Below are 12,692 nucleotides of genomic sequence, written 5' to 3'. Positions count from 1 at the left end.
GCTATCTCTGCGCAAAGTACCATCGGTTCAGCATGGCAGCCTGTATTCTTTGTCGATAATTTGACGGCAAAAAGCCGCCGGCTTGTCGGCCGACGGCTCTTCGCGGTTCCACCAATCAATTAGGCAAAGCGAATTCTCACAACAGCCGGTCTGCTACGACGCATCGCCACACCAAGGCCGCCGAAACCGATTAACATCATGGCCCAAGTCGCAGGTTCGGGAACTGCCGCGGCGGCTTGGAAATTGGGCCGCTGCGCCACAGAGCCGTCCTGGGTAGTGAAGGTTCCACCTAAGTTGTAATTGGTTGCGTTCGTGCGGAAGATATAGGTTGCGCTGGTCTGCCCTCCCGCTTCCAGTCCGTTGTCTCCGAAGTCGGCACGGATAACCGAACCGCTGCCGTTGCGTGAAGCGGTTGTTGTCGATCCAGGAGGTCCCTGAAGATTAGGATTGTTGGCAGCGGTAAAGAAACCGGCGCCGTCGAAATCCGTGGTGTCAACGAAGGCATCAACGGTGTAGCCCATGAAGCTGGACGCCGTGAGATTGTTCACTTCGTCACCATCAGCGATTGTGCTGATTGCCACCTGAAAGTAAAAGTCTAGCGTCCCGAATGTGTTTCGGTACACCGCGCTACGCAGAAATCCTGTATATGTGGTCGCGCCAAGGGTACCAGTTTCGATACTGGCAAGCTGCGTTCCACGCGTGGTGGTGTCCAACGGAGTAAAGATCACACCGCTCTGTCCCGGCAAAAGAGGTCCCGCCATTGCAGGCGTTGCCAGTCCGATAGCTACGCTCGATGCGAGCGCGAATAGTCCGATACGCTTCATACAAACCCCTTGTCATTTCGGAGAGCGCAACCGGAAATACCGGTCACCACCGCAGACGAAACGAACTCAAGGCAAATTGCTGAGAAAGTTCGATTTCGACGCCGCATGATAGATACGTTAATCTGGCGTAAAGGTTTCGCGATCTGCCACGCCAAAATCACGTCCGTGTGCCGTTTTGGGAATTTTGCCCCGCTTAGCCGCAGCCAGCGTAAGTTACGCCAGGGTCAGGACTCATAGGTCATAGCCAGAAGATGACGGTGGCAGCGAGGGCGATGGCGGAGAAGAAGACCGTCGGGCATCGATCGTAGCGTGTGGCGACGCGGCGCCAGTCCTTCAGACGTCCGAACATGATCTCGATGCGATTGCGGCGACGGTAGCGTCGCTTGTCGTATTTGATGGGCTCGTTGCGCGATTTTCGACCTGGAATGCAGGGCTTTATGCCCTTCTCCTGCAGCGCGTCCCTGAACCAGTCGGCGTCATAGCCGCGGTCGCCGAGCAGCCATTGAGCCTTCGGCAACTCGTCCAGCAGAGCGGCTGCGCCAATATAATCGCTGACTTGGCCGGCGGTCATGAAGAAGCTCAAGGGACGGCCGTTGGCATCGGTGATGGCATGCAGCTTGGTGTTCATTCCGCCTTTGGTGCGACCGATCAGGCGGCCGAGATCCCCCTTTTTACCGCCAGGCTCGATGCCGTGCGGTGCGCTTTCAGATATGTCGCGTCGATCATCACCGTCTTGCGCTCGGCGCCCGCAGAGGACAGCCCTTCCATCATCCGGGCGAAGACGCCCATCTCACCCACCGCTTCCAGCGGTTGTAGAGCGTCTTGTGCGGGCCATAGTCCTTCGGCGCATCGCGCTAGCGCAGCCCGTTGCGGTTCACGAAAATGATCCCGCTCAACACACGCCGATCATCAACCCGCGGCCTGCCGTGGCTCTTCAAAAAAAATACGGCGCGAGCCGCGCCATCTGCTCGTCCGTCAGCCAATATAGATCGCTCAAAACCCAGTCTCCTCACGGAGCCTGAATCAGATCGCAGCCATCAGATCAATGGGTCCTGACCCTAGCCTAAGTTTCAGGGGTTGGCGTTCTCAGCCCGACGCCCCGCTCACGCGCCCAGACCACGGCAGCACTGCGGCGGTTGACACCGATCTTGGCGTATAGTCGGGCGACATGATTCCGGACGGTATTACGCGAAAGCCCGAGCTTCGCCGCGATCCCGGCGTCGTCCATATCTGCGCAAATTAATTCGAGCACTTCTCGCTCACGTGGGCTGATATCAACGAGCGGCTTGGCGGCCGCTTGTTTTCCTCGCGGGTTCCTCAGCGTGGCCAGCTTGTCCATGATCGAGCTGCTAAGCCAGCTCGCGTCTTTCATGACGGCTTCGATCGCTTCGACCAGTTCAAGCTCGCTGCGCCGTCGCTCGGTGATGTCCTGATAGAGCCACAGAACACAATCGTCGCTGTGAACGCTGATCTGTTCGGCAGAGACAATGCAATCGATCTCGGTCCCGTCCTTACCGAGAATGCGGACATCGTGTCCTCGAAAACCACCGCGTTGGTCGATCTGCTCCTCCAGACCGGCGCGTTGGGCTGCGTCGTTCCAGAGCTGAAGATCGTCGGCGACCCTGCCGACGGCGTCCTGCCCGGCATAACCGGTCATGCGCCGAAAGGCGTCGTTGACGTTGATGATGCGGTGCTCGGAGCCGGTCGTCACCACCATCGCGATCGGCGCCATATCGAACACGGCCGCGAAGTGGCGTTCGCTGGTCTCGAGCGCGCGTTCCGCACTGCGCCGGGGCTCCAGGTCGGCGAACGTGAAGAGTAGGCAAGGGTCGTTCGCGACCTCGATCGGCTGCGCGGCCAGGATGACCAGCTTGCTTTGCCCATCGGCCAGCGGAAGTTCGGCCTCCAGTTGCGGCACCACCTTCCCCGCTGCAACCTGCTCCTTCACAAATTCGCGGCGTTCGACGTCTGCAAGGATGTCGACATCGAACAGTCGTTTGCCGATCAATTGGCCGCGGCTGTAGCCGCTCAGGTCGAGAAACCCCTGGTTAGCCCGGACATATCGCTGATCGGCGACCCTGATAATCAGCGCCGGCGCCGGGTTTGCCTGAAACATCGCCTCGAAGCGGTTCTCGGCATCGAACCGCTCCGACACATCGTGGATGACGAGCGCAAGGGCGTCCGGCTCTCCGCCGTCGTCGTCCATCGCAACGTCGCGCACTTGGTGCACCCAACGCGGCTCGTTGGTCCCCAGCGGCGCGACCTCGACGATCAAATCGGGGAAGCTCTCGCCGGCGAGCAGGCGGATCAACGGATATTCGCGAGCCGTTAGCCGGCGATGGTCGCGGTACCGCAGGCAAAAGCGCTGGGCGTAGTCGTCAGCCGTCGCGCCCAACTCTTCGGCCTTGCTGATCCCATGCATCTTGAGAGCCGCTGCGTTGGCGCCAAGGATCACCCCTGTCGGGTCCATCAGAATGACGCCCTCCAGCAGGCTCTCCATCAGTTGCTCTAGATGATGGAGCGTGGGCCCGGGGATCGAACGTGTTGCTGGCGTTCTCATCCGGCGTCAGCGCAATCGACCCCCGCAAGTTCCATGGTCCCATACCGCAAACTACCAAGCCCTGTAGTGCAGCAGCACCAATTGATGCGATGCTGATGCACAGCGCATCCGGAACATCATCGTTAACAGACCGGTTCAGCACCCCACTCGAAAACATGTGGAGTGCGTGTCAATGAACCTCATCATTCTTCTCGTCGTGGGCGGCATCATCGGATGGGTCGCCAGTCTCATCATGAATACCGACGGCCAGCAGGGGATCATTCTCAACGTCGTTGTCGGCATCGTCGGTGCGTTGCTGGCGGGGTTTGTCGTGACGCCGCTGATCGGTGGCGCATCGATCATGAACGGCGGCATCAACGTCCAGACGATCCTGATCTCGCTGGTCGGTTCGGTCATTCTTCTGGCGGTTCTGAACCTTATGCGTCGCGGGACCGTTCGCTGAACCACTACGCCTAAGGCCCGCCGAACCCGGCGGGTCTATCTTTTACCAACGATCGGAAATCATCGTGAAGCATTTCATCCTTGGCGTGGCCGCTGCCGCGCTGATCTCTGGCGGCGCGTTGGCCCAGGCTACCGCCCGGGACTCGAACAATCCAGCCATCAAGGACAGCTCGGTCGCCCGGGTCGACGTGTCGGCCAAGGGCCGCAATTCGTTTACGGAAGCGCAGGCCCGCGGTCGCATCGCCAAGGCCGGCTATTCCAGCGTCTCGCGTCTCAACAAGGACCAGAACGGCGTCTGGCGCGGCTGGGCGATGCACGGCCGCAAGAAGGTCGCGGTCGGACTGGATTACAAGGGCAACGTCACCACTCGCTGAACTCGGACATTAGGATTTCCAACATGACAAAAACCGTAACGCGTCTTTTTGACAACTATTCGGACGCTACCAACGCTATGCGCGAGCTCGAGCAACTGGGCGTTCCGCACGACAACCTTAGCATCGTCGCCAATGGCCGCGACCATGACGGCGCACTCGACCGCGACAACGACGGCGTCAACGATGACGGCGACGTCACGCGCGGCGCGTCGACCGGGGCGGTGCTGGGCGGCGTCGGCGGCTTGCTCGCGGGCCTTGGTCTGCTCGCGATCCCCGGCCTGGGCCCGATCGTTGCGGCCGGCTGGCTTGCATCGACTGCCGTCGGCGCCGGGATCGGCGCCGCGAGCGGCGCAGCCACCGGCGGCATCGTTGGCGCCCTCAAAGAGGCTGGGCACAGCGACGACGACGCCAACGTATATTCTGAGGGCGTTCGTCGTGGCGGAACGCTGGTCAGTGCCAAGGTTGAGGACTCGATGGCTGCGGAAGCGGAGGCAGTTCTACAGCGGAACAAGTCCGTCGACGCTGCCACTCGCGGTGCAGCATATCGCCAGTCCGGCTGGTCGTCTTTTGATGCAAGCGCGCCGACCTACTCCGAAGCAGAGGTAGCGGACGAGCGTAACCGTTACAGCTCTACGCCTGTCGGCTGATTGAGTGACGGCCTGGCTGTTCGTTGTCAGGCCGTCATCAAACTACGATCGCGTTTGCAAACTGAATTTTCACGCAAATCTCGGCGACTGGAATGCGCCTTAATTTCGGTCGTTCAGTGGCCACGACGTACCACCCGAAAGCCGACGGTTTTTTTGGCACGAAGTACCCGCACTGGCTCGAGGGTTCCTTCGTGGCCTTTTAAGATATCAAGTCTTCATCCCTCGCCCGTGCTGCCGCTTCCCCACGCGTCCGCGCGCCTAATTTACCGAGGATCGATGAGACGTGATGGTCCACCGTCTTTGCCGATACAAACAAACGCTCGCCAATCTGCTTATTCGTCCAACCCTTGTCGATGGCGCCCAGCACATCGATTTCACGACGCGTCAGACCAAAGCTGTTCGCGCGGGTCGACGCGCGTGGTCCCCGGACCCCTTTTCGCATGCCACGCGTCGCCAACTCGGCGCGCGTGCGCGAGGCCGTGGCGGCTGCACCCAGTCGATCGAGGATCGCCAGCCCCTCGAGCGCTTGTGCTTCATCGCCCTCGACCAACGTCTGTGCCTCGCCGAATGGCATCGCATAACTTGAAAATGCCGTAGCGGCCTCGCCTATCGCCCCTCGTGCCAAATGATCAAACGGTAACGGTAGATCGTCAGGCTGGATGGTTTCGCCGCCCAATTTGCGTTGCCACATCCAAAGCAATGCACGATCCCAAGGGCTGCCATTGTGGCAAGCCAAGTCGGTCGCCTCGGCGAGCAGCGCCAAGGCCTCCGGTGAAGGCAGGTCATAAGTCCAGGCTTGCTCTGCGACGATCAGCGCCAGGCTTGAAAAGCGAGGCGCTTCGCGACCTCGCGCCATGTGCTCACGTAGCTCAGCGATAAGCTCGGCCGGATCGGAATCGCCACGGCGAATGTGCAGCAATGTCATCGCGCGCACCGCCGGGTTGCGCATCAGATGGGTGTTCGTTGTCGACGACACTACTGGTTCGGCAGTCGCCTCCGCCTCGTCCCATCGGCCAAGGTCGAGCAACGTCAGCGCAAGCCCGCCAATCATATAGTCGCGCCACGTATCGAGGTCGCGTTCGCGGCAGTAAGCGACGCCCTCGTTTGCCACCGCCAGCGCGAGATCGAGACGGCGCGCCTGTCGCAGCAGCCAGCTCTTGTTCGTGTAGGCGCGGGCGACATGTTCCTGGCTGCCGGTCGCGATACCGAGCGCGATGCTTTCATCGAGCAACGCCATGGCGCGATCGAGATCGGCATATTGTATCCCGGTACCGTAATTGTTGAGTACTGTCGCAACGATGTCGTCCCGGCCCAGCGCGCGTGCGATCGGCAACGCAAGCTCGCTCCATCGCACCGTTTCGTCCGGATCGTCAGCTAGCATCGCGAGCTGCGCGCGGTTGGCGTACGCGAGGGTGAGTTCAGGCGTACCCGGATATGCCTCGAGCGATGCGACCGCCGCTTCGCCGGCTTGATCGGCAAGCGCGCGGTCGCCGTTGAGGTAATGCAGCCGCGACAGAAATCGCAACGCATCGCCTTGCAACAGCAGGTCGCCCGCAGCTTCGTACGCGGCGAATGCGCGTTTCTGCCAGGCGACCGCGTGCGCGAGTTCGCCGGTCACATGCAGTTCGTGCGCGAACTCCTGGCCGAACGCGGGGTCAAATTGTCCTTCGTCGTTGTCGAACAAGGCGCGCCAAGCCGCGACCGCTTCGTGATGCGCGCCGAGCGCCGCGGCTTGCCGGGCCGCTTCCGGGGCGAACAAGCGGATGGACGCGATATCCCCCGCACCGGCCGCGTGGTGCAGACGCCGGGCAGCGCTGGCGCCGGCGGCGGCCAGCCGAGCCAATTCGTGGGCGTGCAACTGCTTGCGACGGAGCGGCGACAGCGCATCGGCAATCGCATGTCGCGTGATCTCGTGACGAAAGGCCAGGCCGTCACCGTCGACCAGGAGCAATCCGCTATCGATGCATGCGGACACATCGGCGTCCGCCGCACCTGTCGCTTCGATCTGGGCCAGCGACACGCGACGCGGGATGATCGAGCAGAATTCGAGGAAAGACCGGCCGCCCGGATCGAGCCGTTCGGCGCGTGCCAGCACGAGGTCATCGATCGAACTCGACCGATTGCCACGATTGGCGAGGATTTCAGTGACCAGCAGGGGATTGCCGTCGGTCGCGTCGTGGATTGCCGAGCCGATCAGGCCCTGCGCGGCGGCGAGTTTCCCGACCGCGACGGAGGACAGCCGTGCGAGTTCGATGCGTTGTCGCACCGCAGGCGGCAAGTCGTTGGCCGTCCGGCTCAACCGGCCGCGCGCATCCTGATCCTCGTCACGCGACGACACGATGATGAGTAGCGGCCGATCGGCGATGCGCCGGCCGAGATACCGCAACAGGTCGATACTGCCATCGTCCGCCCAATGCAGATCCTCGATCAGCAACGCGGTCGGCGTGTCGCTCAGCCGGTCAAGCACCTCGCCGAACAAAGCGAGCCGTGCACCGCTGCTCTGCGCGTTATCCAGCGTCGCATCGTCGATAATCGGCAAGTCGCGCAGGACAGTGAGTGCTGCAGCCGAACTCCAATCCTCGCAGGCCGCCCACATCAGCCGCAGTTTGCTTTCGAGCCGGGTGGCGGCTGCGCGCAGCACGCTGGTTTTGCCGATACCCGCTTCGCCGATGATGAAGGCCACGCGACCATGGCCGGCAACCGCACCGGTCGCCAGGCGATCCAAATCCTCGAGAATGGCGTCGCGCTCGAGCAGCATGGCGAGCGCTACAATAGAAGAAAGCGCCTCCCGAAAATAGGGACTGCCAAAATAGGGAACAGCCGTCCCGCAAAATGGGGAGGTCTGCCGATGTTGCAGGTCGAATTTTCGTCGATCTGATCCTTGCTCAACCAAGCAAAGGAGAAACATCATGCCACGCTACATGGTCGAACGGACGTTCCCCACCGGTCTTCACATCCCGTGCAACGACGATGGCGCCAGCGCCTGTTTGAACGTCGTCGGTCAGAATGCCACTGACGCAGTAAATTGGGTGCAGAGCTTCGTCTCGGCCGACAAACAGAAGACCTTCTGCATTTATGACGCGCCGACCCCCGACGCCATCCGCACTGCCGGCGAGCGCAATGGCCTGCCGGTCGGGCCCATCACCGAAGTCCGGGTTCTGGACCCATTCTTTTACTACTGACGAAGGAGATACATTGTGAAACGCCATGCCGGCCGGGCCAAAGGCCCGGTCACCTACCTGGTCCTCGCCACGATGGCGACGGTCGTTCAGCTCGCCTGCGTGGCGCAGCTATTTGCCGACTACGCGACCAGTGCGTTCGCCTGAGTGCGCGCTGCGGGCGCTTGGCATCAAGTGTCCGCAGCATCACTCATACCAGTCGGGCTGAAAGGAATTTGCATTCGGGAGGTTACCAATGAAACGCTTATCCTTCTTAGTCTTCGCCGCATCCTGCTATGCGGTATTTTTCGCAACCTTCCTGTATCTGATCGGCTTCGTCGCAGACGTGCCGGTTCTGTCCCATACCGTCGATACGGGACCGTCTGCACCAGTGCCGGTCGCGCTGATCATAGATATTGTGCTAATCGCGATGTTCGGCGTCCAGCACAGCGTGATGGCGCGGCAGGGGTTCAAGCGCGCGTGGACACGGCTGGTCCCGCAACCGCTCGAACGCAGCGTCTACGTGCTGATGGCGAGTGCCATGCTGATCCTGATGTTTGTATTCTGGCTGCCGATCGCCGGCGACGTCTGGAATGTTGAGGGCAAAGTTGGCGCCGCGTTGCTGTGGGCGTTGTTTGCAATTGGCTGGTTGATCGTGCTGCTAAGCACATTCCTGATCAATCATTTTGAGCTGTTCGGACTGCAGCAAGCCTGGTTCCAAGCGCGTGGTCGGATGGCGGCCTCGCCTAAATTCCGGACGCCCTTCTTTTATAAACTGGTTCGACATCCGCTCTATAGCGGCTTTGTCATAGCATTTTGGGCGACGCCGCGCATGACGCTTGGCCATCTCCTTTTGGCGGCGGGCCTGTCGATCTACATGTTGATCGCAATTCAATATGAAGAGCGCGATTTGGTAGAGCTCTTCGGCGATGACTACCAACGCTATCGCCGGACTACCGGTATGTTGGCGCCGCGCATCGGAAAACAGGGCTGATTGATGGTGGCTGCGGCGTTTTGCCGCTGCCACCGTCTTTTAGGTCATCTAGCGGCTTTGCGCCCCATGTAAGCCGTTCGGCAAACGCGCTATCGCCGCCAAAAGCGGTCGGCGATGACAGGCGCATGTTGCGACCGCCCGTTTGTTTTTCCCGAACGTCGGTATAGGCTGCCAATTGAATTCGGTCCGGGGGGATGGATGAGTTGGATTTCGATCGCGGCGGCGGCAGCCATCGCTACAGTTCCGTACAACGCTGCGGACGAGGTGGCTGCTCGTGCATGGATCGCGAAAGCTGGGCACCGCTTTGATGCGGCTGCGACCAGCCCTGCCGATCTTGCTCCACTCGTGAAGCGATTGGCCGGTGCGCGGGTGATCGGTATCGGCGAGGCTACGCACGGGACGCACCAGGACGAAGCGTTTAAGGCGGAGCTGATCAAAGCCTTAGTCCGCGCCGGCACGATCGACACAGTCGCAATCGAGTGCAACCGAGCGGCAGGGTACGGCTTTGATCGCTACGTGCGATTTGGCGAGGGAGACCCGGCAGCGCTCATTCGGTCGCCTAACTTCTTTTCTATCTGGCGAAACGATGCGTTCGGCGGTCTCTTGCTTTGGCTGCGGGCCTGGAACCAAAAGGCGGACAAGCCAATCCGCGTGGTCGGGATCGATAATCAAAGTACTGGCGTCGACGCGTCGGTCGCGCTCGCTTTCTTATCGCGCCACGATTCCCAAACCGCTGTTCGCCTTCGCGATGCGATGCAGGCGCTGTTGCCGAATGCCAACGGTACGCCAGTATTCCTCTACGATTGGATCGCAAAAAGTGATCGCGCGACGTTCGATGCGATTTTCAAAGCAGCCGGCGAGCTCGAAACTCGCCTTGCCGACGCTCCAGCTGGATGGCGGGACGACCCTGACTACAGCGAAGCGACATATGCTGCGAAAGTCGCGCGACAGGGACTGTTCGAATTTGATCACGAGTACAAAGGCGCAGACAAGAAGTTCGACGAGGCGGAATATTACAGCCGTCGCGATGTATTCATGGCTGCAAATCTCGTCGAACGCATCGGGGATGGCCGCACCGCCCTGTGGGCGCACGACAACCATGTCGCGAGTGCGTTTTCTGCTGCTGACGAACAGGCCGGCTGGCGCAATCTGGGTTGGTCGATCAAAGCGAAGTTAAAGGGCGGCTATCAGACCGTGGGATTCACTTGGTCGCGTGCTACGCTCAATGTCGTCAACCTACCGGACGCGGCTCGCAATCCCTCGGTGGAGACCCGCGTTTACAGCGATGTGCCGCTGCGCAATGACCGCCCCGGCGAGCTTGGTCATCTATTCTCTGCACTCCCCGGCGAAGCATGGTGGATTGATATGAGGACGCGACCGCACAGCGCAGCATTAGATCGTTGGGCGGCACGTCCAGCTTGGCGGGGTTGGGCGGGCTGGAGGGTGGATCCAGCGAACTGGCAGAAGAAGAACGACGGCGGCGCCCAGGCGCCCGATCGTGGCTTCGATGTCATCGTCTGGTTTCGTACGATGTCCCCAGCGCGCGTTTGGCCGGGCAGGTAGGAGCTAGCGGACGTCAGGTTGGCTTAGCGCCCCATTAGCGGCCATTTCCAGCTAAAGTCTCACTGCCTAAAGCGGACGATCATTCGTCGCTGCGGCGCATGCCTCAAATAGCTTTGGCCTTGTTCAGCGAGACCAATTTGCAGAACGGGTATTGCTGGCGCTCACGAAGCGCTGTTTTCATCATCTCGGCCTGAAACCAGCTGTAATTCATCGGGTTGAGCGGGCCGTCTTTGCCAGCTGAAAATGCCGCATAGTTCGCGTTGAAGAATGCTTTCACGTCCTGACCCGCTGGCACTGGGGTCGGAACACCGTCAAGAAATCGCGTGATGTTGGCAACGCGTCCTTCGACGTTGCCCTCTGCACCCCGTTGAAGAACCCAGAATGCCATCCCGATCCGGTTGGCTTCAAGTTCGGCATCCCATGGTGTCAGCGTTCCGTAACGTCCGGATATTTGCTGGAGATAGTGACCGAGTTCATGAGGCGCGATAAAGCTGTTGAACATTTCTCGATACATGCCCTCGGGCGACAAACCGAGTGTGCCCTTAGCTGCCCACGCGGTAATTGCTCCCTGGCTGTCCTGATCGAGATTTTTCCATTCCGTGAAGTGGATCGCGCGATCATCGAACGAGTAATGGACATCGATCGCCGATCCTGCGTCGACAGTCACGCGTGGCTCGAACGGCAGCCTGGCACCGCAGGCGCTAGCGGCTTGTATAAACCGATCGCGGATCGACGTTCCGATTTGCTCTACCGACTTCTGCGGCGGCATTTCCCTCGCGGTTGCTATCTGGGCAGTGAGGAAGCCGCCCGTCACTGCAGCGATAAACGCTAGTTGCAATGCTTCACAACGCATCGAGTGTCTCCACCTTCTTAGCCGACTGCCGATTTCTCAAACACAGTACTCAGGCTTGCTAAGACAACGACTGGGTTGCAGCCAGCGCTAATGCATAGAGCGATAAACTGCGAGGGCCCGGACCAAGGCCGCGCCGCTAATCGCCTTCTTAAAGGCTGTCGGCTTCGCGCCCCAATTATGGTCGTTGCCACGGCTCAGTCGTGATCCCGAAAGGTGCCGTTCGTTTGGCCTCGTTAGCGATCAGAACTAGAGGCCCGAGGAGCCGAAAACAGCCGTCGCAATCAAAGACGCTCTTGTCGGCCCCAAAGACTGATCTCGATCGTTGAACGTCTTAGTCCATCGGAGCCCCCCTGAATGAACGAAGTCCAACGCGGCACCGGCCGCAAGCTGCTACTTGTGCATGGTCTCGGTGGCAGCGGAGCATCGTGGAGCACCGTCATGGAGCCACTCAGCGTCGATAAGACGGTGATCGCGATTGACCTCCCTGGACATGGGGCCACGCCGGCAGAACCCAATAGTGGAACCTTTGACGGCCTGGTCGGCAGCGTTGAGCGATACATCGCTGAAAAGGGACTAGACGGCATCGACGTTGTTGGCAGCTCGATGGGTGCGCGCATCGTACTTGAACTCGCTCGGCGCGGCCGCGTCGGCAATGTCGTGGCACTTGATCCTGGCGGCTTTTGGCGTGGTTGGGAGCGTACGTTCTTCAAGACTACCATCGGCGTTTCGGGGCGGCTGCTTCGAGCCATCCGGCCAGCCTTGCCGACGCTTAGCAAGAACGCCGCATCACGCACGGCGTTGCTGGCGCAGCTGTCCGCGCGTCCCTGGGCGCTTGATCCGAAAACCGTTGCGACCGAGCTGGAAAGTCTAAGCACGACACCGACGTTCGACGCATTGGTCCGTGATCTTTCGAGCGGGCCCGAGCAAACTGGCCCAGCAGCCGATCCTTCTCACCGAATTGTGATCGGTTGGGGCCGCCATGATCGATTGTGTTTGCCGAGGCAGGCGGCGCGGGCAAAGGCCGCCTTTCCCTCCGCGAGTTTGCACTGGTTCGAGGCCAGCGGACATTTTCCAATGTGGGACCAGCCGGACGAGACGATTGCCGTAATTCTCGCCGCCACTGAGTGAGGAAAATTACTTCACCATGGCTGATTGATAATTATCACGCCCCGACCAGGCCCCGGAAAAGCCAACTACGGCAGGGCCGCCGCTAGGCGCCCCAAGTTCAGTCGTCTGCGGGCTGCCAAACGTCAGTCAAAAGCTGCCGTAATTGGTTTG

Annotated in this window: 13 protein-coding genes and 2 pseudogenes; 9 read left to right on the top strand and 6 right to left on the bottom strand. The window is 60.5% G+C overall.

Going from position 1 to position 12,692, the window contains the following annotated elements:
- Positions 1-119: 119 nt before the first annotated feature.
- The 3 genes and pseudogenes from FPZ24_RS04565 to FPZ24_RS04555 all read right to left on the bottom strand — a co-directional run bounded on the left by FPZ24_RS04565 (position 120) and on the right by FPZ24_RS04555 (position 3,324).
- Positions 120-824 carry a PEPxxWA-CTERM sorting domain-containing protein gene (locus tag FPZ24_RS04565; RefSeq protein ID WP_146569923.1) on the bottom strand — a complete coding sequence of 235 codons (705 nt, stop codon included), beginning with the start codon at positions 822-824 and terminating at the stop codon, positions 120-122.
- A gap of 238 nt (positions 825-1,062) precedes the next feature.
- Positions 1,063-1,821: pseudogene (locus FPZ24_RS04560) on the bottom strand (IS5 family transposase).
- Between the two features lie 66 nt (positions 1,822-1,887).
- Complete coding sequence (locus tag FPZ24_RS04555; protein ID WP_240047617.1) at positions 1,888-3,324, bottom strand: helix-turn-helix transcriptional regulator; 1,437 nt, start codon at positions 3,322-3,324, stop codon at positions 1,888-1,890.
- Between the two features lie 232 nt (positions 3,325-3,556).
- On the opposite strand from FPZ24_RS04555, the gene FPZ24_RS04550 reads away from it, so the two are divergent.
- The 3 genes from FPZ24_RS04550 (at position 3,557) to FPZ24_RS04540 (ending at position 4,846) form a co-directional block, all read left to right on the top strand.
- Complete coding sequence (locus tag FPZ24_RS04550) at positions 3,557-3,826, top strand: GlsB/YeaQ/YmgE family stress response membrane protein (RefSeq protein ID WP_146569921.1); 270 nt, start codon at positions 3,557-3,559, stop codon at positions 3,824-3,826.
- Between the two features lie 64 nt (positions 3,827-3,890).
- Entirely contained in the window at positions 3,891-4,199 is a 309-nt protein-coding gene (locus FPZ24_RS04545; protein ID WP_146569920.1) for a hypothetical protein, read from the top strand.
- A gap of 23 nt (positions 4,200-4,222) precedes the next feature.
- Positions 4,223-4,846: a hypothetical protein gene (locus FPZ24_RS04540; RefSeq protein WP_146569919.1), complete on the top strand. Its 624-nt coding sequence runs from the start codon at positions 4,223-4,225 to the stop codon at positions 4,844-4,846.
- 199 nt (positions 4,847-5,045) lie between these two features.
- Here the strand turns inward: FPZ24_RS04540 and FPZ24_RS17520 are convergent, their stop codons facing one another.
- Positions 5,046-6,464, bottom strand: a complete 1,419-nt coding sequence (locus tag FPZ24_RS17520) for a LuxR C-terminal-related transcriptional regulator (protein WP_240047616.1) — start codon at positions 6,462-6,464, stop codon at positions 5,046-5,048.
- Here FPZ24_RS17520 and FPZ24_RS17515 point away from each other — a divergent pair.
- The gene (locus tag FPZ24_RS17515; protein ID WP_240047615.1) at positions 6,444-7,196 is read left to right on the top strand and encodes a hypothetical protein; all 753 of its coding nucleotides are present in this window, start codon (positions 6,444-6,446) and stop codon (positions 7,194-7,196) included. The two genes, FPZ24_RS17520 and FPZ24_RS17515, sit on opposite strands and share 21 nt — an antisense overlap.
- A gap of 48 nt (positions 7,197-7,244) precedes the next feature.
- On the opposite strand, the pseudogene FPZ24_RS17920 reads toward FPZ24_RS17515, so the two are convergent.
- A pseudogene (locus FPZ24_RS17920) lies at positions 7,245-7,604 on the bottom strand (ATP-binding protein); the annotation flags it as partial.
- A gap of 151 nt (positions 7,605-7,755) precedes the next feature.
- Between FPZ24_RS17920 and FPZ24_RS04530 the strand changes: the two are divergent.
- The 4 genes from FPZ24_RS04530 to FPZ24_RS04520 all read left to right on the top strand — a co-directional run bounded on the left by FPZ24_RS04530 (position 7,756) and on the right by FPZ24_RS04520 (position 10,561).
- Positions 7,756-8,028: a DUF4242 domain-containing protein gene (locus tag FPZ24_RS04530; protein ID WP_146569917.1), complete on the top strand. Its 273-nt coding sequence runs from the start codon at positions 7,756-7,758 to the stop codon at positions 8,026-8,028.
- A gap of 15 nt (positions 8,029-8,043) precedes the next feature.
- Positions 8,044-8,172, top strand: a complete 129-nt coding sequence (locus FPZ24_RS17735; protein ID WP_275669358.1) for a hypothetical protein — start codon at positions 8,044-8,046, stop codon at positions 8,170-8,172.
- A gap of 88 nt (positions 8,173-8,260) precedes the next feature.
- The gene (mddA, locus tag FPZ24_RS04525; RefSeq protein ID WP_146569916.1) at positions 8,261-8,998 is read left to right on the top strand and encodes a methanethiol S-methyltransferase; all 738 of its coding nucleotides are present in this window, start codon (positions 8,261-8,263) and stop codon (positions 8,996-8,998) included.
- 198 nt (positions 8,999-9,196) lie between these two features.
- Entirely contained in the window at positions 9,197-10,561 is a 1,365-nt protein-coding gene (locus FPZ24_RS04520) for an erythromycin esterase family protein (protein ID WP_186729049.1), read from the top strand.
- A 103-nt stretch (positions 10,562-10,664) separates the two neighbouring features.
- On the opposite strand, the gene FPZ24_RS04515 is transcribed toward FPZ24_RS04520, so the two are convergent.
- Positions 10,665-11,414: a hypothetical protein gene (locus FPZ24_RS04515; RefSeq protein ID WP_146569914.1), complete on the bottom strand. Its 750-nt coding sequence runs from the start codon at positions 11,412-11,414 to the stop codon at positions 10,665-10,667.
- 354 nt (positions 11,415-11,768) lie between these two features.
- Between FPZ24_RS04515 and FPZ24_RS04510 the strand changes: the two genes are divergently transcribed.
- A complete protein-coding gene (locus FPZ24_RS04510) occupies positions 11,769-12,542 on the top strand; it encodes an alpha/beta fold hydrolase (protein ID WP_146569913.1) in 774 nt (257 codons plus the stop codon).
- The last annotated feature ends 150 nt before the right edge of the window (positions 12,543-12,692 follow it).

The sequence above is a fragment of the Sphingomonas panacisoli genome, from assembly GCF_007859635.1.
GTDB classification, from domain to species: domain Bacteria; phylum Pseudomonadota; class Alphaproteobacteria; order Sphingomonadales; family Sphingomonadaceae; genus Sphingomonas; species Sphingomonas panacisoli.
This window is presented reverse-complemented; position numbering and strand designations above follow the sequence as displayed.